We start from the raw sequence: 25,008 nt of genomic DNA, 5'->3' as shown, positions 1-25,008 counted from the left end.
TCCCCGGCAGCCACCGGCCCCCCGTAGGATGGTCCTCATGGCAAAGACCGGTACGACGACCCAGGGGCTGCGCGCGGCGATCGAGCGCAGCGGCTACTACCCGGCCCTCGTGGCCGAGGCGGTGGAGGCCGCCGTCGGCGGGGAACCGGTCGCCTCGTACCTGGTGCACCAGGAGACCACCTTCGATTCCAACGAGGTCCGTCGCCACGTCACGGTCCTCGTCCTGACGGACACCCGCTTCATCGTCAGTCACACCGACGAGCAGGCCGCCGACACCAGCTCCCCGACGCCCTACGCCACGACGTCCACCGAGTCGGTCAAGCTCGACCGGATCTCCTCCGTCGTGGTCAGCCGCGTGGTCGCCGACCCCGAGAAGTACGTGCCCGGCACACTGCCCCGCGAGGTCGTCCTGACCATCGGCTGGGGCGCCGTCTCCCGTATCGACCTCGAGCCCGCGGCCTGCGGCGACTCCAACTGCGAGGCCGACCACGGCTACACCGGCAGCTCCACCGCCGACGACCTGAGCCTGCGTGTCAGCGAGGCCGGGGACGGACCCGACACGGTGCGACAGACCCTCGCCTTCGCCCAGGCGCTCTCCGAGGCCACGGCCGCGATCTCGACGTCCTCCCGCTGATGGTCCAGCCCGCCTGGCAGGACCCCGTCCTGCTCGCTCCCGAGACCGCGCCCGTACCGGAATACGGCACCGGCTCGCTCGCCGATCTGCTGCCGACCCTCGTCGCCGGCCAGGGAGTACCCGGCTTCGAGGCGAGGATCCCGGAGCTCGCCCCCGCCGACCGGAACTGCGTCTTCCTGATCGACGGGCTCGGCTGGGAGCAGATCAAGGCCCACCCGGACGAGGCGCCCTTCCTGCACTCGCTGCTCCCCACCTCCCGCGGCGGCACAGGCCGGCCGGTCACGTCGGGTTTCCCGTCCACCACGGCGACCTCGCTCGCCTCGGTCGGCACGGGTCTGACCCCGGGCGAGCACGGGCTTCCCGGGTACACGGTGCGCAACCCGGACACGGACGCGCTGATGAACCAGCTCCGCTGGAAGCCGTGGACCTCCCTCGAGGCGTGGCAGCCGTACCCCACCGTCTTCGAACTCGCCGACGCCGCCGGCGTACGCACGGCTCAGGTCTCCGCCCCGGACTTCGAACAGACCCCCCTGACCAAGGTCGCGCTCAGCGGCGGGTCCTTCCTCGGCCGGCTCACCGGCGAGGACCGGATGGACCTCGCCGCCGAGCGGCTCGCCGCCGGTGACAGGTCCCTCGTCTACACGTACTACAGCGAGGTCGACGGCCAGGGACACCGCTTCGGCGTCGACTCCGACGCCTGGCGGGGCCAGCTGATGTACGTCGACGGGCTGGCCCGGCGCCTCGCCGAACAGCTGCCGCCGCGCTCCGCGCTGTACATCACCGCCGACCACGGGATGATCGACATCCCGTTCGACGAGCAGTCCCGCATCGACTTCGACGAGGACTGGGAGCTGAGTGCCGGAGTCGCCCTGCTGGGCGGCGAGGGCCGTGCCCGCCATGTGTACGCGGTCCCCGGGGCCCAGGCGGACGTACTGACCGTCTGGCGCGAGGTGCTCGGCGAGCAGTTCTGGGTGGCGGGCCGTGACGAGGCCATCGCGGCGGGCTGGTTCGGCCCGCACATCGACGAGCGGGTGTACGGAAGGATCGGCGACGTGGTGGCGGCCGCTCACGACGACGTGGTGATCACCGCGTCGGTCAAGGAGCCCAACGAGTCCGCGATGGTGGGGATGCACGGATCGCTGACCCCCGTGGAACAGCTGGTGCCGCTCCTCGAAGTACGCTCGTAGCCCTCATTCCGCCCCACCGCACCGCATCTCGAAAGGCGCTCGACTCCTCATGCCCGAGCTTGTGTTCTTCTCCGGAACGATGGACTGCGGAAAGAGCACCTTGGCCCTCCAGATCGGCCACAACAGGTCGGCGCGTGGTCTGCAGGGAGTGATCTTCACCCGGGACGACCGGGCCGGGGAGGGGAAGCTGTCGTCGCGGCTCGGTCTGGTGACGGAAGCGGTCGAGGTCGCCCCGGGGATGGATCTGTACGGCTACCTGGTGGGCCGGATGTCGAGGGGCGAGAGGGTCGATCATGTGATCGTGGACGAGGCCCAGTTCCTCGCTCCCGAACAGATCGACCAGCTGGCCAGGGTCGTCGACGACCTGGGCCTCGATGTGTTCGCCTTCGGTATCACCACGGACTTCCGGACCAAGCTCTTCCCCGGCTCGCAGCGGCTGATCGAGCTTGCGGACCGGATAGAGACGCTCCAGGTCGAGGCCATGTGCTGGTGCGGTGCCCGTGCGACGCACAACGCGCGGACGGTGGGCGGGGTGATGGTGGTCGAGGGGGAGCAGGTCGTCGTCGGTGATGTCGACCGGCCGGCCGCGGACATCGGTTACGAGGTCCTCTGCCGTCGTCACCACCGCCGCCGTATGACGAGTGCCGCAGCTCATGCGGGCACCCTCTCCCCGGACGTCCTGCCGGTCGCCCCGGCCTGAGGGGTCCGGACGGACGACGGGCTGTGCCTGGGGCCGGGGATCGCGGCTGCCCTGCGGGTGGGTGAGCTTTCCGGCGCTGCCGCTCCCAGGGTGGGGATCGCTTCGGCGATCGACGTCATTCGATTCGGGCCGGACCGGGCCGCATCGGGCGTCACGGAGGATCCGCCGGGACACCGGGCGGGCCACGCCTCGCTCGACGGCGGGGGAGTCCCGTGCGTGGCTCCCCGTCACCCCCGACCGGTGACCGTGCTGGGAATGCCCGGTGTCTTCCCGGGACGTACGGGAGACGGGCTCCGGGGGCGCCGGCGGTCCGGCCCACGTGCTGGTTGCTCACCTGCCGAAGCGGGTGACGGCTCCCCGGGCCGTCGGAGGCCGCAGCTGTCCGAACGCGCCCTGCCGAACGAGGGAACAGCGCCTGACATGTTCCGCTCTGCGGCCGTGTGCCCCTATGAGGTGCAGTGCCCTGACGTGTCCAGTTTCGGCATCGTCGCAGCTCAGAGTTGGTAACTCCACACATTTGATGGCGTGTTCACGTAAACTTCGCGCGTTCCCCTGATGCTTGGAGCGGCACAGGGGTGAACACCGTCATCCGTGCTGCGCTCGATGCGGCACGGAGAAGGAATATCTGAGGTGATGTGTGTGAACGGCATACGCAGATGGGGCCCGGCAGCGGCTGCCCTGACGCTGCTGACAGGGGTCTTCCAGGGGATCCAGGCGTCCCCGGCAGCCGCATACGACTGCTTTCGAGCCACTTGTGCGGGCAAGGACCCCATAAAGATGGGGTGTGACGAAGACGCCGAGATTCTTCAGCAGGTGACCGAGGCGGACGAGTCGGTCTCGGTGCGGCTGATGTGGTCGCCGCACTGCCAGGGGGTATGGGCGAAGATCTCACGCGATCTCGACACGTCACCCGACTACGTGTACCTGACGATGTGGACGACACGTGATCCCGACGGCGGCATCCAGGCCTACGACACGGCGGGCCTGCTCACCGACGGCGTGGCAGGTGCCTACACCGAGATGCGGAACTGGAAGAAAACGACGGCGAAGGCGTGCTGGAACGACGTCCACGCCCAGTACGACCCCCAGCCCATGAAGTACATCTTCAGCGACCCCTCCGCGACCGGAGACAAGCCGGTCGACGCTAGCCTCCCTGCCGCACACGGCCGTTGCACGGACTGGCTGTAAGGAAAAATCATGCGTAAAAGACAGTTCATAAGACGCTTCTCCATGAACCCGCTGATAGCCATGAGCGTGCTGGCGGCGTCCGCCGTCCTGGTACCGCTGACTTCCGCGGACACCACGGCGGCCCCCACCGCCGCGGACGGCGCGACGCCCCGTCTGTTCGCCACGCCCAGCAAGGATCTGGGATCGGGCTACGCCTCTTCGCCGGACGCGATCGTGCAGGCCACCGGCGACGCCGAGGGGCTGCACATCCTCGCGGCGAAGGAGAACGACGGGTTCTCCTTCTACGAGATCGCCCGGCTCAACCGCAAGGAACTGTCCGACGCCGGTCCGTGGACGGGCTACGTCTGCACGACGGGTTCGGGGAACTACGCGGCAGCGGTCTACGCGCCGTCGGCCTGGTCGAACGAGCCGGGAGCGTACAGGAGCGGCGCGTTCGCCGCTGTGATCCGTCTCTCCGACGGCAAGGTCACCGAGGTTCCCGACCGGGTGCAACTGGCCTACTTCACCCCGGGCTGCGGGACGGGTGACGAGGTGGCGTTCACCTCCAGCTCGGCCACCGACAGGTCCGCCGGCTCCACGACGGTGACATCGGTCGACGCGGCCACGGGGTCGGTCTCCTCCCGCCGCACGGTCGACGGCTACCTGACACATGTGACGCCGACGCAGAAGGGCACCGTCGGTGTGCTCGACGGCAGCCTGGTCGACCTCAAGGGCCAGGGCAAGGAGCTGTCCGCCCGCAAGCTCGCCCCGGTGCCCGGCCCGATGTTCGCGCTGACCGCCTCGAAGGACGGCACCGTGGACGTCGGAACGGTCGACGGCGAGAAGAGCGTCATCTCCCGCTTCGACGGCGAGGACTTCACCGAACTGGGCCGCGCCCCGAAGGGGAAGGTGAAACTCCTCCCCGTGGCCGGCGGCGCAGCGGTCGTCGGTGACGTGAAGGGAATCGACACCAGCAAGGCTCCAGGGCTCTCCAAGCACGCGGTGGACGGCCAGGTGGCCGGGATCTCCCGTCACGGTCACCTGGTGACCAACTCGGTGTTCTCCGAGCAGATGAAGGGCATCACCACGAGCATCGGCTCACCCTCGGGCAAGGGCGCCGGGTCGCTGACCGTCAAGGCGACCGCGCTCAGGACCGGCGCGAAGGCCACCAAGCTCGTGGACGCCGACCGTAAGCGGCCGAAGCTGAAGTCCTCGCTGCCGATGGACCCGGCGGCGTTCCCCATGGCCGACGACGACGACCCTCGCACCTGTGGTGAGGGCGGCCCGGAGACCCAGTGCCTGTCCGGGTCGGGTGCGCCGGTCTGGGGCAAGGTCGGGGAAATGGAAACCCCCTGCATCGTCAAGCGCAACGACCCCAAGCGTCAGGCACTCCAAGCCAGCGCGAACATGGTCGAGTGGGCGGTCGACCAGGCCGTCCACGGCGAACTGAAGATCTCGCGGCCGCAGAACTGGCACGACACCGGTCTCGCCGCCTACACGCCGCAGGGGCTGTTCCCCAAGCCGTCGCTGACCGGCGGAGGCGAGATCCCCGCTCAGGTCATGCTGGGCATCCTCGCCCAGGAGTCCAACTTCAAGCAGGCGTCCTGGCACTCCATGAACGGCGACTCGGGCAACGTCACCAGGTCCGACTGGCTCGGTAACGAGAACGGCATCCACGGCTACCCCAACAGGGACAAGGCCGACTGCGGCTACGGCATCGCCCAGGTCACGACCGGCATGTCCGAGAAGCACGACCAGCAGTTGGACACCTTGCGCGCAGGCGCCGTCACCACGGACTACGCCGCGAACATCGCCGCCGGTCTGGGCATCCTGGCCGAGAAGTGGAACCAGCTCAAGGCGCTGGGCATGAACACGAACAACGGCAGCCCGGCCTACATCGAGAACTGGTACATGGCGCTGTGGGGGTACAACTCCGGCGTCTACATGCCCGGCGCCGAAAACCCCAGCGGCATCGTCGGCCTGGGCTTCTTCAACAACCCGATCAACCCGGAGTACCCGGCTGACCGGCAGCCGTTCCTGCGCAACAGCTACAACGACGCCTCCCGCCCCGGTGAGTGGACCTACTCGGAGAAGATCCTCGGCTGGGCGGAAGTCCCGCAGATGACATGGAACGGCGAGGAATCCTATTCGGAGCCGGACATGCCGTTCGGCATCGTCAAGGCCCCGCCGCGTGACCTGTTCTGCGAGCCGTCCGTCAACGCGTGCAACGAGGACGCGGCCGACCCGTGCCCGAGCTGGGACGAGCAGTGCCGCTGGAGCGGCAGCGTGGACTGGATGGGCCCGCAGAGCACCGGCAACTCCAGCACCGAGAAGCTCAACTACTCGCTCGGCTCGGCGGAACCCGAACTCCAGAGCAAGTACGGGCACGGCCCGTGCATCGACCACCCGAGCGTCTACCCCAACGCCATCATCGTCGATGACCTCGGAGAGCACGAGGACACCTACGGCTGCGGGGACTTCGAGGGAGGCTGGGACGGAAAGTTCACCCTCCAGTCCGGTGACAACATCACCACGCTGAGGGAGGACGGTTCCTTCCGCGCGACCCCCTACATCGCCAACATCGACCTCCACCAGCTCGGCGCCGGGTACGACCACCACGTCTACTTCACGCACAGCTACGAATACAGTGAGAACTTCCACCGGGTCACCGGCCGGTGGCAGGTCAACCAGAACAATCTCCCCTCCGGGGACCAGCCCGGCCAGCGTTACAAGGTCTACGTCCACCTGCCCAGCCACGGGGCGGAAGCGGTCGTCCGGTACGACTTCATTCCGGGTGACAACACGGCCGGCGCCAAACCCGATTACTGCAACGTCAACCAGGGAACCCGCAGCGCGGGCAAGGACACCTGGTTCGAGATGGGCACCTTCAGCTTCTGGAAGGGTGGCCGTATCGAGGCGGACAACATCCACAAGGGCGGCACCGGAGACGACAACGTGGTGTTCGACGCGATCGCCTTCGTCCCGTTCAATTCACCTGATCCCGGCGCCTGCGCCCTTGTCGACGGTGGCTTGTGATCCGCGCCGCCGTCCGCGTTCCCGCCGTGCTGATGACTGTCGTCATCGGCATGGCGGGAGCCGTCTCCTGCAGCGGGAACAGCGCCGGAACGACGACGGCGTCCGAGCATCCGAAGGCCGCGGCGCCGCGACCTGAACCGTCCAGGACGCGCACCGTGCCGCGAGTCGCCGATCTGCCGAAGCACGCGGTGCCGGGCGACAAGCGGCCCAGCTTCGGGGCGGCGGACACGATGGTCACCGGGTACACGGGCGAGGAATTCATCGCCGGTCTCTCGAAAGACTGGAAACTGAAGCTGGACAAGCCCGTAGAGCAGGAGATGCCCGACGGGGAGAAGAGGACCTACGTCCACGGGCGGGGTGCGAGGGGGATGACGCTTTCGGCCGGATACGCCGATCACGCGGACTTGTCGTCTCTTCTGTGCAGAACCAGCACGAACCAGTCCGATGGCTTCGCTTTCCTCGCCGCCTGCGCCGGGCTGGACGTGGCGGGAGTCGACCACGGCAAGGCCTCGTCGTGGCTCCGGCAGGCGAAGAAGGAGACCGATTCCCTGTACGGGAAAAAGGTTGCCGAGACCGGAAACAAGAAGGAGTACGTCGTCAGTGGGGTGTTCGTCTCGGGGCCGGTGGTGATGGCTCTGCACCGGGCCTACGACAAGTACTCCCTGAGGATTCTCGGAGGGGCTTCGGTCCGGAGCGAGTGACGGACTCCTGATCGCGAAGGTCCCTGCCGGTGACGGCAGGGACCTTTGGTCTGCGAGCGTGAGATCTGCCCCTGGAGTGTCCTGACGGGCGATTTCCTGTACACGGGTCAGCAGATGAGCCTTGCGGTCTTCTCCTTGTACTCCTGCATTTCACCTGCTTCGTAGCCCGCTTCCTTCAGGCTCTGCATCAGTTCCGCCGTGTCGCCGCACAGACGGGGGCGCTGCTCTTCGAGGTAGGATTTCACGCCGTCAGCGGGCAGTTGCTCCCACGTCCGTTTGACGTCCTCGTTCTTCTCGTGCGCGTATGAAAACTCGACCCATTCTTTTTCCTGCTCGGTCAGGTCGGAAGTGTTGACAGATGTGTCGCTCTGCCCGCACGAGGTGGCAGTCATAAGCGTCATCAGTACCGCAAAACATATGTGCGCTTTCCTCATCATGCTCTCTTCCGAGTGGAGTTCAGAGGGGGATTGTACTGCATGTACGCGCCAATATCCGGAACGGAAAGGACCCTCCGCGGGCATGAGTTCGTGTCAGTCGAGAGTTCGCCTGCGATGAGGACCTCAATTCGGTGGCCGGCTTGCGGCGGAGACCGGTTCGCCCGTGCCGCCCTTCCCTGACAGGTGGGCCTTTCCCGCCTCAGGTGCCTGGGCGTGAACCGCCCTGCGGGGGCCGCGCATCGCCTGCTGTCGCCGACGCCGGGCCGGAGGGAGTGGTGAGGGCGGCAGGGGCAAGGGCTTCACCCGCCGTGACCCGGACGCGGGCCCCGTGCCTGCCCCTGGTGCGAGCCGGGCCGCCTCCCCGGTGGCGCTCAGCTGCCCGGCGGGCGGACGAGCGTGAACACCGCCCCCTCCGGGTCCGCCACCGTCGCCATCCTGCCGCTGGAGGCCTCCCGCGGCGGCTGCAGCACGTGCCCGCCGAGCTCCGCCACGCGCGCCGCCGCCTCGTCGGTGTCGGAGACCTGGAAGTACGTCATCCAGTGCGGGCCCCGGTCGCGCGGCAGGGCGTGTCCCACGCCGTGCAGGGCGGCCACCGGGCGGCCCTGGAGATGCAGTGTCCGGTAGTCGGAGCCGGCCGGGGCGACCGCCTCGGTCTCGAATCCGAACACGGCCTGGTAGAACTTGGCGACCGATGCGGTCTCCCGGACCACCAGTTCGTTCCACACCGGTGTGCCCGGTGTACCCGCGAGCGCGGTGCCGACGTGATCCGCGGCCTGCCAGGCCCCGAAGACGGCGCCGCTCGGGTCGGACGCGAGCAGGAGGCGCCCCGCGCGCCCCGCGTCCAGGGGGCCCACGGCGACGGTCCCGCCGCAGGAGCGGATGGTCTCAGCCGTCGAGTCCGCGTCCTCCGTGGCGAGATAGGTCGTCCAGGCGATCGGGAGGTGCCGGTCGGGCGGCAGCTGTCCGATGCCCGCGACCTCCTTGCCGCACAGCAGGGCCCGGACATAGGGCCCCAGTTGTTCCGGTCCCGGCCGGAACTCCCAGCCGAACAACCGGCTGTAGAACTCCTGGGTCGCGGTCAGGCCGTGCACGATCAGACTCACCCAGCACGGTGCTCCGGGTGTGCGCCGGGTGACAGCCTCGGTCATCTTCTTCTCTCTCCTCGTACCCTCGGGGTGGCCGTACGGGGGACGGAGCCTGTGCGGCGTCCAGCGGTACGGATACGGGCGCGTACGCTCCGTGCAGATGCTCGCACCGCTGAGGCTCCGGGGCATCCCGGCCGCGCCGCGTTTCCCGGCTTCCGCTCGCGTCGTAGCCCTTTTTTGATGCGGTACATCCGATTCGGTGCTGCCTCCCCGGGGGCGGCCCCTGCGGGATGATGGCACCCATGAAGCCCATCATCACCGCATCCGAATACATGAGCGAGTCAGCGGGCCCGCGGCCACCGGTGCTCCTGGACGTCCGCTGGCAGCTCGGCGGGCCGAACGGCCGCGCCGACTACGAGGCCGGACACCTCCCGGGCGCGGTGTACATCGATCTCGATTCCGAGCTCGCGGGCCCGGCGGGCAGCGGCGGCCGTCATCCCCTGCCGGACCCGGAGGCCTTCGGGGCCGTCATGCGCCGGGCGGGGGTCAGCCGCAGGATCCCGGTGGTGGTCTACGACGGCGGCCAGGGCTGGGCCGCGGCGCGTGCGTGGTGGTTGCTGCGCTGGACCGGGCACCCCGATGTCCGGGTGCTGGACGGCGGACTCGCCGCATGGACGGGCGAGCTCACCTCCGGCATCCCGGAGCCCGCCGAAGGCGACTTCCGGCCCGAGCCCGGGGCGCTCGGCCTGCTGGACGCGGACGGTGCCGCGGCACTGGCCCGCTCCGGTCTGCTGCTCGACGCACGGGCCGCGGAGCGCTACCGGGGGGACGTGGAGCCGATCGACCGTGTCGGCGGCCACATTCCCGGCGCGGTCTCCGCCCCGACCTCACAGAACGTGGGCGAGGACGGGCGCTTCCTGCCCGCGGCCTCGCTCGCCTCCCGGTTCTCCGCCCTCGGCGCGGACGGCCAGACCGAGGTCGGCGTCTACTGCGGTTCCGGGGTGTCCGGCGCCCATGAAGTACTGGCGCTGGAGCTCGCCGGTCACCGGGCCGCCCTGTACGCCGGGTCCTGGTCGGAGTGGTCCTCGGACGGGTCCCGGCCCGTCGCCACGGGCCCCGACCCTGCCTGACGCGACGGACGTCCGGACGGAGCGAGGGCCCGCACGCGGCCGCGTGCGGGCCCTCCTCATGCCGACGGACTCGGGGCCGGTTCTCAGTCCTGCTTCTTCCGGCGGGTGCCGAAGACGATCTCGTCCCAGCTCGGTACCGCCGCCCGACGTCCCGGACGCACGCCGTCCGCCTCGGCCTGACGGTCCGTCGTCCCGGTCAGCCGGTCGCGGTGGCCTGCCACCGCCCGGGGCATCAGTACGTCGGCGTAGGCGGAACCCGCACCGGCGGACGCCGCCGCGGCCGGGGACTCGTCGGCCTCCGGCTCCTGCTGCGGCGCGGGTTCGAGCGCGGGCGGCTCGGGCTGCGAGGGCCGCTCCGGGACGACCATGTCGCCCCGGAAGCTCGGCACCGCCTCCAGGAGGCTGGTCAGCGAGTCGCGCTCGCCGGCCGACACACCGCCGACGCGCTCCTCCGGCTCCGGCGCCAGGGGAGCGGGCCGCTCGATCTGGCGGTCCAGCGCACGGTCCAGCGGCCGGTCGCGCGGCAGCCTGGCGATCCGGGGCACGAACGGGAAGCTCGGTTCCGGCGCCGCGACGTCGTCGGTCTCGCCGATGAGCGAGCGCGCCTCCTCGTCCACGGCCTGGACCAGCCGCCGCGGCGGGTCGTACGTCCAGCTCGCGGAGTGCGGCTCGCCCGCGACGCGGTAGACCAGGAGCACCTCCCAGGTGCCGTCGTCCCGGCGCCAGGAGTCCCACTGGACGGTTTCCCTGTCGGCGCCGCGCAGCAGCAGCCGCTCCTGCACCGCCTCGCCGAGCTGGGGACCGGTGTTCTCGCCGGGACGGCGCACGGGAGTCTTCCGGGCGCGCTCGGCCATGAACGCGCGCTCCGCGAGCACAGGGCCCTCGAAGCGGCGCACCCGGTCCACCGGGATGCCGGCGAACTGGGCGACCTCCTCGGCGGAGGCGCCGGCGCGTATACGCGCCTGGATGTCGCGTGGGCGGAGATGACTCTCCACCTCGATCTCGATCTGGCCGAGCCGGGCGCGGTCGTTGCGCACGGCGGCACGAAGCCGCTCATCGATCGGAAGCGTGTACTCCGTGCTGTCCGCAGCCTTGAGCACCAGTCGTGTGCCGTCGTTCGAGACGGCCACGACACGCAGTTCGGGCATGGGAACCTCCCGGGTGGTGCCTGCCGACGTCACGTGCGTCGCTGCTTCCGCTAGTCGAGTGTGACCTGCCCGGGTTCAGCCTGCCACAACCTTGCCAAGTTACCCGGCGTGTCGGGCCTTGGCCCTGGAACACCAGGATGACACGGTTACCTCTTGCGACGCGGAGCGGCCAGGTGGTCGCTCCTCGTAGCAGGCGCCCGTGCGATGCCGCGGCGCCGCCGGTTCGAGTGCCGTCTTCGGCCCTCTCCCGCAGGTCCCGGACACCCGTGTGGGAGTCCGGCCCCAGGGCTCGCCACAGTACTCCATTCGGGCCACCTGGGTGGACCGGCGCGCCGTCGAAGTTCCCGCCGGGCGCGGGAGCCGGGTTGTCCCGTTGTCCGCGGTATGCCCGCGATGCGTGGGCTGATTCACAGAATCTCCAGAATCGGAACTATCTGATTCGCCCACATGTCCCTTCTTGGTGCAAGGTGGGGTAGTTGTCGATCAAGGGCTGATCATGGTTCAGAAGCCGCGGAGTGATGCGGAACGTAAGGAAGGGCGCATAGATCTGAGCCTGCCGCAGGTTGCGGGCAGCGCCGTGGCGGCGGTCGCGGCGGCGGTGATGGCCTCGCAGCTCGGTGTGTACGGAACCATCGCCGGCGCGGGCGTGATGAGCGTGGTGGCCACCTGCGGGGGCTCGGTCTTCCAGCACTTCTTCCGTCGTACCGGCGAGCAGATCCGCGAGGTCACCGTCCAGGTGAAGAACCCGGCGGGCCGTCAGGTGACCGTGCACACCCGTGAGACGTCTCCCGCGCCGCAGCGGCCGCAGGACGACGCGACGAGGGTGCTGCGCAGGGCGGAGTCCGACGCGGACCGCACCACGGTGCTGCGCAGGGCGGAGCCGGGCGTGGAGCGCACCACGGTGCTGCGGCATGCCCGGCCGGGCGAGGCGGGCCACGGGGCCGCGCACCTCGGCGACGCGTCCGCGGACGATCCGTACTCCGACGCCCGTACGCACGGCACCCGTGTCCGGGGCTGGAAGCGATCGGCCCTCGCGGCCGCCGGGGTCTTCGTCCTGTCGATGGCCGGCATCACCGCGTACGAGATGGCGTCCGGGCACGACCTGGGGGGCAACGGAGGGACGACCGTCGGTTCCGTCGTGAGCGGCGAGCGGCATGGAGCGCCGGCCTCGCCGTCCCCCTCGCCCTCGGGCGGCACGGGCCAGGAGGACGAGGGGGGCGAGGGGGACGAGGACGGTGACGTCGGCGTGCCGGGTGACGGGAGCACCAGGACGCCCGGCGCGGACCAGGGAGAGGGCCGAAGCGCACGGCCCGACCCCTCCGGCGGTGACGGCCCGGCCGTCGGCCCCGCACCCACCCCTCCGGTGTCCGGCGGCGCCGCGACCCCGGAATCCAGCACCCCGGCCACCCCGGACACCGACGGCACCACTCCGGCCTCACCGGACCCGACGGGAGCCGGCGAGGGCCCGGACCAGCGGGGCGGGGACACGGCCGGGACGGGCGGGGAGCGGTGATCCGGACGTTGTTTCCCCGCGGCCTCAGTCCCCCAGCACGCGGCGGAGGTAGTCGTTGGCGAACATCCGTCCCGGGTCGAGCCGGTCCCGTAGGGCGGTGAACTCGCCGAACCGGGGGTAGGCCCCGGCGAGGTGACCGGAGTCCCGGGTGTGGATCTTGCCCCAGTGCGGACGTCCGTCGTATCCCGTCATGATCCGCTCGACTGCCGTGAAGTAGGCCCGGTACGGCGTACCCCGGTACAGATGCACCGCGATGTACGCGCTCTCCCGGCCCGAGGCCGTGGAGAGCGCGATGTCGTCCGCGGGCGCCGTACGGACCTCCACCGGGAAACTGATCCGCAGCGGTGAACGCTCCACCATGGCCTTCAGCTCACGCAGTGCCTCGACCGCCGCCTCGCGCGGCAGGGCGTACTCCATCTCGACGAAGCGCACTCGCCTGGGGCTCGTGAACACCTTGTACGGGATGTCGGTGTACATGCGGGCCGACAGGGCGCGGCTGGAGATCCGGGCGAGGGAGGGGATGGCTCCCGGGACCGCCCGGCCGACCGAACAGGCGACCTGGAACATCCCGTTGGAGAGGAGCTCGTCCTCGATCCAGCCGCTGACCCGACCGGGCGGAGCCGCGGGGCCCGCGCTCCGGTTGTTGCGCTTGGTGTTGCAGTTACGGGTGTGCGGGAACCAGTAGAACTCGAAGTGCTCGTTCTCCGTGACCAGCTGATCGAAATCGGTCGTGACCCGGTCGAAGGTCATCGGCTCCTCGCGGGCCGTGAGCAGGAAGACCGGCTCCACCGCGAAGGTGACCGCGGTGACCACGCCGAGTGCCCCGAGACCGATCCGTGCTGCCGCGAAGACGTCCGGGTGCTCGCCCGCCGAGCAGCGCAACACGGTGCCGTCGGCCGTGACCAGTTCCAGGGCGCGGATCTGCGCGGAGATCGACCCCGAGTCGCGGCCGGTGCCGTGGGTGCCCGTGGAGGTGGCCCCGGCGACCGTCTGATCCATGATGTCGCCCATGTTGGTGAGGGAGAGCCCCTCCCGGGCCAGCGCGGCGTTGAGGCGCTTCAGCGGGGTGCCGGCCTCGACCGTCACGGTCATCGCCCTGCGGTCGATGCCACGGATGCCGGTGAGCAGATCCGGGCGTATGAGGACCCCGTCGGTGGCCGCGGTCGCGGTGAACGAGTGACCGGTGCCCACGGGCTTGACCCTCAGACCGTCCTCGGACGCCCTGCGGAGCACCTCGGCGAGCTCGTCGACGGACGCGGGGGTCTCCACGCGCGCCGGCCTGGCGGTGACGTTCCCCGCCCAGTTACGCCACGTGTTCGCCGTCCGTGCGTAGGTGTCGGTCATCTTCCCCGCGCCCTCCCGTAGGCCCCGGCTCCGCGAGCCGGCGATACCCCAGGAGCGCCACCGCGGCCGCGAGCGCTCCCGCCACGACGGGCACCGCGTACCCCGCCCCGGCCCCCGAGGCGTCGACCACCCAGCCTGCGGCAGAGGAGCCGAGCGCCACTCCGACCGCGAGTCCGGTACTGGTCCAGGTCATGCCCTCGGTCAGCTGGGCGCGCGGTACGTGCTGTTCGACGAGGGCCATCGTGGTGACCATCGTCGGTGCGATGGCGAGGCCCGCGACAAAGAGCGCCACGGCCAGGAACGGCAGGCTCCCGGCCAGTTGGAGGGGGATCATACTCACGGCCATCGCGCACACCCCCACCAGCCACCTGGTGGACGGCTTCCCCCGCAGGCGCAACAGGCCGAAGACCGCTCCGGCGAGGCAGGAACCCAGGGCGTAGACAGCCAGCACGAGACTGGCCGCCGCCTTGTGGCCGCGCTCCTCGGCGAAGGCCACCGTCACCACGTCCACCGCCCCGAAGATCGCCCCGGTGGCGACGAAGGTGATCACCAGCACCCGGAGCCCGGACGAGCGCAGGGCCGAACCGTCCGTGTGGTGCTCCTTCGGGTGCGGCCGGGGCTCGGTGGCACGCTGGGCCGTCAGCCAGAAGACCCCGGTCACCAGGAACACACCGGCGATCAGCGGACCGGCCTCCGGGAACCAGGCCGTGGACAGGCCGATGGAGACGATGGGCCCGAAGATGAAGCACACCTCGTCGACGATCGACTCCCACGCGTACGCGGTGTGCAGCGGGCGCCCGGCCCCCCGGTAGATCTCCGCCCAGCGCGCCCGGACCATCGACCCCACACTCGGGACGCAGCCGGCTCCCGCGGCGAAGACGAAGAGGGTCCAGTCGGGCAGCCCCTGCTGGGCGCAGACCAGCAGCCCCGCGACCGACGCGGCCGCGAACAGCGTGACGGGACGCAGCACACGGCGCTGCCCGTGCCGGTCGACCAGCCGGGAGACCTGCGGCCCCATGACGGCCGCAGCCATGGCGAGCGTCGCGGAGAGCGCACCCGCCAGCCCGTAACGGCCGGTCAGCTGGGAGACCATCGTCACCACGCCGATCCCCATCATGGAGAGCGGCATCCGGCCGAAGAATCCGGCGGCCGAGAACTCGAGGCTGCCGGGAGCGGCGAAGATGGCGCGGTAGGGGCTGGGCAAGGGGACTCCGGAGAAGCCTGTCAGGTGTGCAACGGCTGATACAGCTTACGGGGGCCCGTGAGCCACCGGTGGCGGTTGCCGCACCGCCTGAGGCGGGTGGCAGGATCGGGTACATGTCCGATCTGCGTGATCCCGCTCCCTACGACGCCCTGCTGCTGCTCTCCTTCGGAGGGCCCGAAGGCCCCGACGACGTGGTCCCGTTCCTGGCGAACGTGACGCGCGGCCGGGGCATCCCCGAAGAACGGCTGAAAGAGGTCGGCAAGCACTACTTCCTCTTCGGTGGTGTGAGTCCGATCAACGCGCAGAACAGGGCGCTGCTCGACGCCCTGCGCAGGGACTTCGCGGACCACGGCCTGGAGATCCCGGTGTACTGGGGCAACCGCAACTGGGCCCCGTACCTCACCGACACCCTCCGCGAGATGGTCACGGACGGGCACCGCCGGATCGCCGTGCTCGCCACCAGCGCCTACGCCTCCTACTCCGGCTGCCGGCAGTACCGCGAGAACCTGGCGGAGTCGCTGTCCGCACTGGAGGCGGAAGGGCTTCCGGTGCCCCGCGTGGACAAGCTCCGGCACTATTTCAACCACCCGGGCTTCGTGCGCCCCATGGCGGACGGCGTGCTGGCGTCGCTGGCCGACCTTCCCGAGGACGTCAGGGCGGGAGCTCACCTCGCGTTCACGACGCACTCCATCCCGACCTCCGCGGCCGACACCTCGGGACCGGTGGAGACACACGGCGACGGCGGCTCGTACGTCGCCGAGCACCTGGAGGTGGCCCGGCTGATCGCCGAGGCCGTACGGGAGGAGACGGGCGTCGACCACCCGTGGCAGCTCGTCTACCAGTCGCGCAGCGGCGCACCGCACATCCCGTGGCTGGAGCCCGACATCTGCGACCACCTGGAAACACTCCACGGCACGGGCGTCCCGGCGGTCGTCATGGCCCCCATCGGCTTCGTCTCGGACCACATGGAGGTGCTGTACGACCTCGACACGGAGGCCACCGCGAAAGCCGCAGGGCTCGGACTCCCGGTGCGCCGCTCCGCGACGGTGGGCGCGGACCCCCGGTTCGCCGCCGCCGTGCGTGAACTCCTCCTGGAGCGCGCCGCCGCCGAACAGGACCGCCCGGTCACGCCGTGCGCCCTGGGCGCGCTCGGCCCCTCCCACGACCTCTGCCCGGTCGGCTGCTGCCCCGCCAGGGCCCTCAAACCCGCCGCCGCCGGCGCCGACAGCCCGTTCTGACCGCCGGCGACCGCCGCTTTCCCTGCCGCGCGGGCACCGACACGCCCGCCCCGGCCCCGCGACCACGTCTGGAGCGCTGTGACCGACCCCCTGCTGTCCGACCTGCTCGAACTCGCCCTGGAGGCGGCCCGCCGGGCCGGCGCGCTGCTGCGCGACGGCCGTCCCGCCGACCTCGGGGTGGCCGCGACGAAGTCCAGCCCGATCGACGTCGTCACCGAGATGGACATCCGGGCGGAGAAGCTGATCACCGGCTACCTCTCCGAGCACCGTCCCGCCGACGGCTTCCTCGGGGAGGAGGGCGCCAGTGCCGAGGGCAGCAGCGGCATCCGGTGGGTCATCGACCCGCTCGACGGCACGGTGAACTACCTCTACGGTCTTCCGACCTGGTCCGTCTCCATCGCCGCCGAGCGCGACGGCGAACGGGTCGTCGGCGTGGTCGAGGCCCCGATGAGGCGTGAGACGTTCCACGCGGTGCTCGGGGGCGGCGCGTACGGGAACGGGGAGGCACTGAGCTGCCGCCCCACGGCCCCCCTCGACCAGGCGCTGGTGGCGACCGGTTTCAACTACGTCACCGGGGTGCGCGACCACCAGGCGGCCGTGGCCCGGCAGCTGATTCCGCTGCTGCGTGACGTCCGGCGCGGGGGCTCCGCCGCCATCGAGCTCTGCGACGTGGCTGCCGGCCGGCTCGACGGCTACTACGAGCGGGGCCTGCACCCGTGGGACGTGGCGGCCGGCGACCTCATCGCCCGGGAGGCCGGCGCGCTCACCGGCGGAAGGCCCGGTCTGCCGCCGGACGGGGATCTGACGGTGGCGGCCACCCCCGGCGTCTTCGAGCCGCTGCAGGCCCTGCTCGAGGAGCTGGGAGCCTGGCACGACTGACCGGTGCCCTCCCCGAGCTGCTGCGGGCGCCCAGGAAGGGTGCCGTAACGAGGAGAGGGCCCCGGAGAGCCGTGGCGGCTCCCGGGGCCCTCCTGCGGCGGCTCAGACGCTGGTGGCGCCGATTTCCACGCCGTGCTCGGCGGCGAGGCGGTGCAGGTCGTCCAGCTCTCCCTGCTCGACATCCGCGAGGAAGTCGTCGCCCGTCTCGCGAGCCCTCGTGAGGTCGGACTCGGTGGTCCTGATCCGTTGCAGCAGACCTGCTGTGAAAGCGTCCATGAAGCGCCCCCTCGTCGTGGGTCGGTGGCACGGGGGTGTGCCCGGTGGTCCTCCGGCTCGTCGGCCGGAGTGCGGGTGATCACGCAGTCCCTCTGGATGCAGGACGGGCTGTGGTACGCCATGTGCAGGCGTGATCGCGGGTGTGAGAGCGTCCTCCCCACCGCCGATCCGCGAGAAACCTCAACAGGCCCGGAAATCCGGTCGATCACCCCGGAGCAGCGGCCGTGCCGCGTCGCCTTACCGCCGGTTTATGCGTGTTACGGGCAGGATGGACGCGCACAGTCGGTGCCGCCGACGTGCGGCGAGCGGCCGGAACGAGGGCCGCTCGCCGTTTTTTCGAAGATCTACGGAAGGACTGCGCCGTGCGCGTACTCGTCGTCGAGGACGAGCAGCTGCTCGCCGATGCGGTGGCCACCGGGCTGCGCCGGGAGGCCATGGCCGTCGACGTCGTCTACGACGGAGCGGCGGCTCTCGAGCGCGTCGGGGTCAACGACTACGACGTCGTCGTGCTGGACCGGGACCTCCCGGTCGTGCACGGGGACGACGTCTGCCGAAGGATCGTCGAACTCGGTGTGCCCACCAGGGTGCTCATGCTCACCGCGTCCGGTGACGTCAGCGACCGGGTCGAAGGCCTGGAGCTCGGCGCGGACGACTACCTGCCCAAACCTTTCGCCTTCAGCGAGCTGACGGCGCGGGTCCGCGCCCTGGGGCGCCGCACCACGGTCGCGCTGCCACCCGTGCTGGAGCGGGCCGGCATCAAGCTCGACCCCAACCGCCGCGAGGTCTTCCGGGGTGAGCAGGAGATCCAGCTCGCCCCGAAGGAGTTCGCCGTCCTGGAGGTCCTGATGCGCAGCGAGGGCGCGGTCGTCTCGGCCGAGCAGCTGCTGGAGAAGGCATGGGACGAGAACACCGACCCGTTCACCAACGTGGTGCGCGTCACCGTCATGACCCTGCGCCGCAAGCTCGGCGAGCCCCCCGTCATCGTCACCGTCCCCGGCTCCGGATACCGGATCTGAGGGCGTGATGGCAGCCTCCCCCGCACCCATGAAGGCGCCTCCGAAGCCGACCTGGGAACCGAAACCGCAGGAATCGCCGTATCCCTGGCTGCGCCCCACCATCCGGATACGGCTCACGCTGCTGTACGGCGGTATGTTCCTGATCGCGGGCATCCTGCTGCTCTCGATCATCTACATGCTGGCGGCGCAGGCCCTGAGCGACGCCGGCGGCCTGGAATTCCAGGTCAAGGGCACCAATGTGCAGATCTCCAGCGACATGTGCCCGCAGCTCGGTGCGGCGCTGAACAACAGCCAGCTCAACGAGGCCATCAAGGACTGCACCGCGGCGCAGCGGCAGCATGCCCTCGACAGCCTGCTGAACAGGGCGCTGCTGGCTCTCGTGGGGCTCAGCATCATCGCCTTCGCCTTCGGCTACGCCATGGCCGGCCGGGTCCTGTCCCCGCTGGGCAGGATCACCCGCACCGCCCGCAGGGTCGCCGGCACGGACCTGACCCGGCGGATCGAGCTGGACGGGCCGGACGACGAGCTGAAGGAGCTCGCCGACACCTTCGACGAGATGCTGGACCGGCTCGAGCGGGCCTTCACCGCCCAGCAGCGGTTCGTGGGCAACGCCTCGCACGAGCTGCGCACCCCGCTGGCGATCAACCGCACCCTGCTGGAGGTGCACCTCTCCGACCCCGGTGCCCCCACGGAGCTCCAGCAGCTCGGCAGGACGCTCCTGGCGACCAACGAACGCAGCGAGCAGCTGGTCGAAGGGCTGCTGCTGCTGGCCCGCAGCGACAACCAGATCATCGAACGCAAACCCGTGGACCTCGCCGAGGTCGCCGACCGTGCGATCGACCAGGCCAGTGCCGAGGCGGTGGCGAAGGGGGTCGAGGTGCGCGGCGAGCGCGCCCAGGCCGTCGTCCAGGGCAACGGGGTGCTCCTGGAGCGCATCGCGCTGAACCTCGTCCAGAACGCCGTGCGCTACAACGTGGCGGAGGCCGGCTGGGTGGAGGTCACCACGGAGCTCCAGCACGGGCAGGCGCTCCTGGTGGTCTCGAACACCGGGCCCGTGGTTCCCGCCTACGAGATCGACAACCTCTTCGAACCTTTCCGGCGGTTGCGCACGGAGCGCACGGGCAGCGACAAGGGGGTCGGGCTCGGCCTGTCGATCGCGCGATCCGTCGCGCGGGCCCATGGAGGCCGTATCATCGCGGAGCCCCGCGAAGGCGGCGGTCTCGTGATGCGTGTCACCCTGCCGGCCTGAGAGGTTTCACGGTGTGAAGCCGCATCGGATCGCCTTGTTCGCTTTGGGCGGAATTTTTGCACAGTTCTTCCGTTCCACCCCTGTGTGATCGATCACAGAAGCAAATCTCCGCCCCTCCACTCTCCGTGACCGCATCTCTGCCCGAAAGCCTGGAAACGTCCGGGTTTCCGGGGGTCGGTATCACGGGAAGTACACGGGGTGGCGCCCGCGAACCGCAGTAATCGGACCGTGTACGGTCCCCATCGCCACCCAAGCTGATCGCTCACGAGAGATCCGGTTGGGTGTCGATTGAGTAACAGACCTTGATGTGAGGCAAAATCTCCGCCTCAGGTCGGGCACAAGTCCGGCCTCTCACGCGTTACGTGCGCTGAGACACCGCAGACACCCATGAGGGGGAGAGCGACATGGCAACGGATTACGACACCCCACGCAAGACCGACGACGACGTGGACCAGGACAGCCTCGAAGAGCTCAAGGCTCGTCGGAGCGACAAGACGGCATCCGCCGTCGACGTGGACGAGTTCGACGCGGCAGAAGGACTGGAACTGCCCGGCGCGGACCTGTCCAACGAAGAGCTGGCCGTGCGGGTCCTGCCCAAGCAGGCCGATGAGTTCACCTGCATGAGCTGCTTCCTCGTGCACCACCGGAGCCAGCTGGCGCGGGAGAAGAACGGCCAGCCCATCTGCCGCGACTGCGACTGAGGGCAGCCGGCCGTGGCAGGCGACACACCGTTCCGGAAGCTGCGCTTGCGGCGCACGAGGTCGTCGGAGGCACATCAGGGCGGCACAGGCCCGGCAGAGGGCGAAAGCCCCACTGCCGAGCAGCAGGCCGCCCTGCCGGCCTCTCCCGGCAGTACACCTGACGACGAGCGGGGCCGCCCGGCCTCGCTCGAAGCGGCGACGGCGGACGGCTCCCCGCCAGGGCCCGGACAGACCGGACCGGCCGGACTCCCCAAGGGCTCCGCCCGTCTGCACACACTGAAACGAGGCGCACGCAGGAGCCGGGAGAGCGCCACCGCCGCAGTCGGCCTGATCGCCGACCGCATCATCGGCGCGGCTCCCCGCATCCCCGTGCGGGATCTCGCCACCCTGCGCGAACAGTTCCCGGGGCTGGGCCCCGAAGAACTCGCCGACAAACTCGTCGCGGGCGCCTGCAACGCCACCGCGACCGTCGGCGCCGGCATCGGGGCGGCGGCGATGATGCCCGTACCACCCGCCATGCTCGCCGAGCTGGCAGCCGAGATCACCGGAGTGGCCGCCGTCGAGATGAAGCTCGTCGCCGAGCTCCACGAGGTCTACGGCCGGCGCCCGCCGGGAAACCTCGGCCAGCGCAGCACCGCGTATCTGACGTCCTGGACCGAGGAACGCGGCATCGACGTCTCACGCCCTTCCACGCTCAACGCGGCGCTGGGCGGGCAGATGAAGCGCGAACTGCGTCAGCAGATCATGAAGCGCACCGTGCGCGACCTGCCGAACCTCCTCCCGTTCATGGTCGGTGCCGTCGTCGGCGCGCTGATGAACCGACGGGACACCAGAAAGCTCGCCGACCGGGTCAGGAACGACCTGCGGCGCCACCAGGTGCCCTGGGACCGCCTCCCGGAGCTCCCTCCGCTGGAACAGCCCGCGAAGCCCGCCGAGGAACTCCCCGAGGGCCTGGACGACCCCGGTCGCTGACCGCTCAGGCGGGTACGGGCGCGAGGGCCGCCACCAGGGCCTGCGGCTCCCGGGTCGACAGATAGACGTACGGCGTCGGGTCTGCCGGGTCCGTGACCTTCACCCGCACCGCCGTCGGGACATAGCTGCGCAGCAGCATGAACGCGCGGGGATCCGCCTTGTACGAACGCCAGGCGCGCGCCTCCTCCCCCTCCAGCACCTCGGCGTCGCCGAGCGCTTCCAAGGGGATCCGGGCATCGCCCGCGACGAGGGCGCCCGCCACGACCCGGATGCGCGCGGAGCCGTACGAGCTCACGCCCGCGCAGGCCGCGGCCGTGCCGGCGACCAGGCCGCCGAGCATGGGCAGGGTGCCGAGCGGCAGGAGCATCAGCGCACAGGCGACGCCGATCCCGAGAGCGATGAGCCACCACGAACGGGGTGCGGTGAGACGTTCGTCGAAGGAGGGTGCGGAAGGCTGCATGAAAGCAAGCTTGGCACGGCGCACCCCGCGGCAGGCGGCGCGGGTAAGGTCTGCGCCTGTGAGTGGAACATCTGCACGTCTGACGCCCCCGGCCGGCGCGGTGAAGCCGGTCCGGCACCCCGACGCCCCCGCGCCCGGAGAGATCCTCGGCTCCCACTACGAACACTGTTTCGGCTGTGGCGGCGGACAGCCGCACGGACTGCACCTCCGGGCGACGGCCGGAGAGGGCGTGGACGTCACCGCCGAATTCACCGTGAAACCCGCTCACCAGGGTGCCCCGGGACTGGCGCACGGCGGTGTCCTGGCCACGGCGCTGGACGAGACGCTCGGCGCGCTGAGCTGGCTGCTGCGGGTCATCGCGGTGACCGGGCGGCTGGAGACCGACTACGTCCTGCCGGTACCGGTGGGCACGGTGCTCTTCCTGGAGGCCGAGGTCACCGCCGTCCACGGCCGGAAGATCTACTGCCGGGCCACGGGCAGGACCGAGGGCCCCGAGGGGCCCGTCGCGGTCCGTGCGGAGGCCCTCTTCATCGAGGTCAAGGTCGACCACTTCATCGACAACGGGCGGCCGGAGGAGATCCAGGCGGCCATGTCCGACCCGGACCAGGTGCGGCGTGCCCGTGCCTTCGAGGTGAACCCCTGATGCGGCATCCCGTCGACGTGCTCATCCGCCGGGTCGACCCGGACGTGCCGATTCCCGGCTACGGGCACCCCGGTGACGCGGGCGCCGATCTGGTCACCACCGAGGCCGCCGAACTCGGGCCGGGCGAACGGGCGGTGCTCCCCACCGGGGTGTCGATCGCGCTGCCCGACGGCTACGCCGCCTTCGTGCACCCCCGTTCGGGCCTCGCGGCCCGCTGCGGAGTGGCCCTCGTGAACGCCCCAGGGACGGTCGATGCCGGGTACCGTGGAGAGATCAAGGTCATCGTGGTCAATCTCGACCCACGCGAGACCGTGAGGTTCGAACGGTTCGACCGGATTGCCCAACTGGTCGTCCAGCAGGTCGAGAAGGTGCGCTTCCACGAGGTGACGGAGCTCCCCGGCTCGGCGCGGGCCGAGGGGGGCTTCGGATCCACCGGCGGCCACGCCGCCGTGGACGGCGTCACGGGCGGTAACACCCAGGGTGGGAACAGCTACGCTTCGGTCGTATCCGACCGGGAAGGACGTTGACGTGTTCGGACGTCGCAAGAACAGTGGTTCCGCCAAGGACACGGTGGACGAAGCGCGCGAGACCGAGCAGGTCGCCGACGAGCTCGACGACACCGCGGCCGGGAACGGCTCTCGCCGCACGAACCTTCCACCGGCCCCCCGCCCCGACGGGCCGTGGGACATCTCCGAGGTCTCCCGGCCCGGCGAGGGCCGGGTGGACCTGGGCGGCATCTTCGTGCCCGGGGTCGAGGGCATGGAGCTCCGGGTGGAGGTCGCCGGTGACGCGATCGTCGCGGCCACCGTCGTGCTGCGCGACAGCGCGGTCCAGCTGCAGGCCTTCGCCGCCCCCAAGAAGGAGGGCATCTGGGGCGAGGTGCGCGAGGAGATCGCCTCCGGCATCACCCAGCAGGGCGGGGTCATCGACGAGGTCGAGGGGCCGCTGGGCTGGGAACTGCGTGCTCAGGTCCCCGTACAGCTTCCGGACGGCAAGACCGGCGTGCAGCTGGTGCGCTTCGTCGGCGTCGACGGGCCGCGCTGGTTCCTGCGCGGAGTGATCTCCGGCCAGGGCGCGGTGCAGCCGGAGGCCGCCGGGCTGCTGGAGACCGTCTTCCGGGACACGGTCGTCGTCCGCGGCGACGGCCCGATGGCCCCGCGTGACCCGATCGTCCTCAAGCTTCCCAACGACGCCCAGATGGTGCCCGAGGGCGTACAGCAGGAGGACCAGGAGGGTTCGAAGTTCTCCGGAGGCATGGGCCAGCTCCAGCGTGGGCCCGAGATCACCGAGGTGCGCTGAGCGCCCCCGGATTCTCCGGGCCGGTGGGCCGCACCCCGGGGAGGGGGTGCGGCCCACCGGCCTTTCCGTTGCCCCACCGGGTACCGCATGCACATACTGGCGGCTGCCGAGGAATCCGTACGCACGGGGGAGAGCGATGACACGGAGCGCCACCGCCCCGTCCGAGAGCCCGGACGAGGGCCCCATGGTGCGGATCGAGGACCTGCACCGCTCGTACGGGACCGGCGCGGCGGCCGTGCACGCCCTGCGGGGGATCTCCTTCGAGATCGCCCGCGGAGAGCTCGTCGCCCTCAAGGGCCGCTCCGGGTCGGGCAAGACCACCCTGCTCAATCTCGTCGGCGGCCTCGACACACCGGACAGGGGCCGGATCACCGTGGGCGGCACCGACCTCTCCGGTCTCGGCGAGGACGGACTGCTGGAGCTGCGCAGGGACAGGATCGGCTTCATCTTCCAGTCGTTCGGCCTGATCCCGATCCTGACCGCGGCGGAGAACGTCGGCGTACCCATGCGCCTGCGCAGGACCGCTCCTCACGAGCGTGAGGAGCGGGTGGCGCTGCTGCTCTCCCTGGTGGGACTCGGCGACCACGCAGGGCAGCGCCCCGGGGAACTCTCCGGCGGCCAGCAGCAGCGTGTCGCCATCGCCCGCGCGCTCGCCAACAGGCCGGCCCTCCTGATCGCCGACGAGCCCACCGGGCAGCTCGACGCGGAGACCGGACTCGCGGTCATGCAGCTGCTGCGGGCCGTGGTGCGCAGCGAGGGCGTCACCGTCCTCGTCGCCACCCACGACCCCCAGCTGCTCGGCTTCGCCGACCGGGTCCTGGAGCTCAGTGACGGGCACATCGTCGAGCAGGCGCAGGGCCTGACGTCCGTGGGCACCGGCTCGGCATCAGAATCCCGTCAATACGGAGCCGGCGCCCGGCCCTGACCCCGTATGCCGGAAACCTTCGGGGTAGCTTCGACACCGGCTCCCGCATCTGCGGCGGCCGGTT

Annotated in this window: 25 protein-coding genes; 18 read left to right on the top strand and 7 right to left on the bottom strand. The window is 70.5% G+C overall.

The features are described from left to right. The first annotated feature begins 37 nt into the window (after positions 1-37). The 6 genes from ACF1FZ_RS19440 (at position 38) to ACF1FZ_RS19415 (ending at position 7,425) form a co-directional block, all read left to right on the top strand. Positions 38-634 (top strand): DUF5998 family protein, encoded by a 597-nt coding sequence (locus ACF1FZ_RS19440; protein WP_391774619.1) that lies wholly within the window; start codon positions 38-40, stop codon positions 632-634. Beyond that, positions 634-1,821, top strand: a complete 1,188-nt coding sequence (locus tag ACF1FZ_RS19435) for an alkaline phosphatase family protein (RefSeq protein ID WP_391774618.1) — start codon at positions 634-636, stop codon at positions 1,819-1,821. The genes ACF1FZ_RS19440 and ACF1FZ_RS19435 overlap by 1 nt, the downstream gene beginning before the upstream one ends. Before the next feature lie 49 nt (positions 1,822-1,870). Next, positions 1,871-2,521, top strand: coding sequence for a thymidine kinase (locus ACF1FZ_RS19430; protein ID WP_391774617.1), 651 nt, complete (start codon positions 1,871-1,873; stop codon positions 2,519-2,521). Between the two features lie 603 nt (positions 2,522-3,124). Continuing rightward, complete coding sequence (locus ACF1FZ_RS19425) at positions 3,125-3,709, top strand: DUF2690 domain-containing protein (RefSeq protein WP_391774696.1); 585 nt, start codon at positions 3,125-3,127, stop codon at positions 3,707-3,709. 42 nt (positions 3,710-3,751) lie between these two features. Beyond that, the gene (locus ACF1FZ_RS19420) at positions 3,752-6,724 is read left to right on the top strand and encodes a hypothetical protein (RefSeq protein ID WP_391774616.1); all 2,973 of its coding nucleotides are present in this window, start codon (positions 3,752-3,754) and stop codon (positions 6,722-6,724) included. 155 nt (positions 6,725-6,879) lie between these two features. Next, entirely contained in the window at positions 6,880-7,425 is a 546-nt protein-coding gene (locus ACF1FZ_RS19415) for a hypothetical protein (protein ID WP_391774615.1), read from the top strand. A gap of 107 nt (positions 7,426-7,532) precedes the next feature. On the opposite strand, the gene ACF1FZ_RS19410 is transcribed toward ACF1FZ_RS19415, so the two are convergent. Then, on the bottom strand, positions 7,533-7,817 hold the full coding sequence (locus tag ACF1FZ_RS19410; RefSeq protein ID WP_391774614.1) for a hypothetical protein: 285 nt from the start codon (positions 7,815-7,817) through the stop codon (positions 7,533-7,535). A 416-nt stretch (positions 7,818-8,233) separates the two neighbouring features. Beyond that, a complete protein-coding gene (locus tag ACF1FZ_RS19405; RefSeq protein ID WP_391774613.1) occupies positions 8,234-9,010 on the bottom strand; it encodes a VOC family protein in 777 nt (258 codons plus the stop codon). A gap of 239 nt (positions 9,011-9,249) precedes the next feature. On the opposite strand from ACF1FZ_RS19405, the gene ACF1FZ_RS19400 reads away from it, so the two are divergent. Beyond that, a complete protein-coding gene (locus ACF1FZ_RS19400) occupies positions 9,250-10,077 on the top strand; it encodes a sulfurtransferase (protein WP_391774612.1) in 828 nt (275 codons plus the stop codon). Between the two features lie 83 nt (positions 10,078-10,160). On the opposite strand, the gene sepH is transcribed toward ACF1FZ_RS19400, so the two are convergent. Continuing rightward, positions 10,161-11,225, bottom strand: coding sequence for a septation protein SepH (gene sepH / locus ACF1FZ_RS19395; protein WP_391774611.1), 1,065 nt, complete (start codon positions 11,223-11,225; stop codon positions 10,161-10,163). Between the two features lie 496 nt (positions 11,226-11,721). Here sepH and ACF1FZ_RS19390 point away from each other — a divergent pair, with 496 nt between their 5' ends. Beyond that, a complete protein-coding gene (locus tag ACF1FZ_RS19390; protein ID WP_391774610.1) occupies positions 11,722-12,738 on the top strand; it encodes a hypothetical protein in 1,017 nt (338 codons plus the stop codon). 24 nt (positions 12,739-12,762) lie between these two features. Here the strand turns inward: ACF1FZ_RS19390 and ACF1FZ_RS19385 are convergent, their stop codons facing one another. Continuing rightward, positions 12,763-14,082 (bottom strand): D-arabinono-1,4-lactone oxidase, encoded by a 1,320-nt coding sequence (locus ACF1FZ_RS19385; protein WP_391774609.1) that lies wholly within the window; start codon positions 14,080-14,082, stop codon positions 12,763-12,765. Further along, entirely contained in the window at positions 14,042-15,286 is a 1,245-nt protein-coding gene (locus ACF1FZ_RS19380; protein ID WP_391774608.1) for an MFS transporter, read from the bottom strand. The genes ACF1FZ_RS19385 and ACF1FZ_RS19380 overlap by 41 nt, the downstream gene beginning before the upstream one ends. Positions 15,287-15,399: 113 nt before the next feature. On the opposite strand from ACF1FZ_RS19380, the gene ACF1FZ_RS19375 reads away from it, so the two are divergent. Beyond that, positions 15,400-16,524 (top strand): ferrochelatase, encoded by a 1,125-nt coding sequence (locus tag ACF1FZ_RS19375; RefSeq protein ID WP_391774607.1) that lies wholly within the window; start codon positions 15,400-15,402, stop codon positions 16,522-16,524. A 78-nt stretch (positions 16,525-16,602) separates the two neighbouring features. Continuing rightward, positions 16,603-17,403 (top strand): inositol monophosphatase family protein, encoded by an 801-nt coding sequence (locus ACF1FZ_RS19370; RefSeq protein ID WP_391774606.1) that lies wholly within the window; start codon positions 16,603-16,605, stop codon positions 17,401-17,403. 102 nt (positions 17,404-17,505) lie between these two features. On the opposite strand, the gene ACF1FZ_RS19365 is transcribed toward ACF1FZ_RS19370, so the two are convergent. Further along, on the bottom strand, positions 17,506-17,679 hold the full coding sequence (locus ACF1FZ_RS19365) for a hypothetical protein (protein ID WP_391774605.1): 174 nt from the start codon (positions 17,677-17,679) through the stop codon (positions 17,506-17,508). A gap of 362 nt (positions 17,680-18,041) precedes the next feature. Here ACF1FZ_RS19365 and ACF1FZ_RS19360 point away from each other — a divergent pair, with 362 nt between their 5' ends. The 4 genes from ACF1FZ_RS19360 to ACF1FZ_RS19345 all read left to right on the top strand — a co-directional run bounded on the left by ACF1FZ_RS19360 (position 18,042) and on the right by ACF1FZ_RS19345 (position 21,617). Then, the gene (locus ACF1FZ_RS19360) at positions 18,042-18,695 is read left to right on the top strand and encodes a response regulator transcription factor (RefSeq protein ID WP_391774604.1); all 654 of its coding nucleotides are present in this window, start codon (positions 18,042-18,044) and stop codon (positions 18,693-18,695) included. 7 nt (positions 18,696-18,702) lie between these two features. Continuing rightward, positions 18,703-19,944, top strand: coding sequence for a sensor histidine kinase (locus tag ACF1FZ_RS19355; RefSeq protein WP_391774603.1), 1,242 nt, complete (start codon positions 18,703-18,705; stop codon positions 19,942-19,944). A 404-nt stretch (positions 19,945-20,348) separates the two neighbouring features. Next, entirely contained in the window at positions 20,349-20,645 is a 297-nt protein-coding gene (locus ACF1FZ_RS19350; protein WP_003965732.1) for a DUF4193 domain-containing protein, read from the top strand. Between the two features lie 12 nt (positions 20,646-20,657). Continuing rightward, positions 20,658-21,617, top strand: a complete 960-nt coding sequence (locus tag ACF1FZ_RS19345; RefSeq protein ID WP_391774602.1) for a hypothetical protein — start codon at positions 20,658-20,660, stop codon at positions 21,615-21,617. Between the two features lie 4 nt (positions 21,618-21,621). Here the strand turns inward: ACF1FZ_RS19345 and ACF1FZ_RS19340 are convergent, their stop codons facing one another. Then, the gene (locus ACF1FZ_RS19340) at positions 21,622-22,077 is read right to left on the bottom strand and encodes a DUF3093 domain-containing protein (RefSeq protein WP_391774601.1); all 456 of its coding nucleotides are present in this window, start codon (positions 22,075-22,077) and stop codon (positions 21,622-21,624) included. Between the two features lie 58 nt (positions 22,078-22,135). On the opposite strand from ACF1FZ_RS19340, the gene ACF1FZ_RS19335 reads away from it, so the two are divergent. The 4 genes from ACF1FZ_RS19335 to ACF1FZ_RS19320 all read left to right on the top strand — a co-directional run bounded on the left by ACF1FZ_RS19335 (position 22,136) and on the right by ACF1FZ_RS19320 (position 24,944). Further along, positions 22,136-22,720 (top strand): PaaI family thioesterase, encoded by a 585-nt coding sequence (locus tag ACF1FZ_RS19335; RefSeq protein ID WP_391774600.1) that lies wholly within the window; start codon positions 22,136-22,138, stop codon positions 22,718-22,720. Continuing rightward, the gene (gene dut, locus ACF1FZ_RS19330; protein WP_391774599.1) at positions 22,720-23,247 is read left to right on the top strand and encodes a dUTP diphosphatase; all 528 of its coding nucleotides are present in this window, start codon (positions 22,720-22,722) and stop codon (positions 23,245-23,247) included. Before ACF1FZ_RS19335 ends, dut begins: the two co-directional genes overlap by 1 nt. 1 nt (position 23,248) lies before the next feature. Then, positions 23,249-24,019, top strand: a complete 771-nt coding sequence (locus ACF1FZ_RS19325) for a DUF3710 domain-containing protein (RefSeq protein ID WP_391774598.1) — start codon at positions 23,249-23,251, stop codon at positions 24,017-24,019. A gap of 136 nt (positions 24,020-24,155) precedes the next feature. Beyond that, positions 24,156-24,944, top strand: a complete 789-nt coding sequence (locus tag ACF1FZ_RS19320) for an ABC transporter ATP-binding protein (protein WP_391774597.1) — start codon at positions 24,156-24,158, stop codon at positions 24,942-24,944. Positions 24,945-25,008: the final 64 nt, after the last annotated feature.

Source organism: Streptomyces sp. NPDC014623 (assembly GCF_043088245.1).
Taxonomy (GTDB): domain Bacteria; phylum Actinomycetota; class Actinomycetes; order Streptomycetales; family Streptomycetaceae; genus Streptomyces.
The sequence above is the reverse complement of the archived record's forward strand: the minus strand, read 5'-3'. Positions and strand labels throughout refer to the sequence as shown.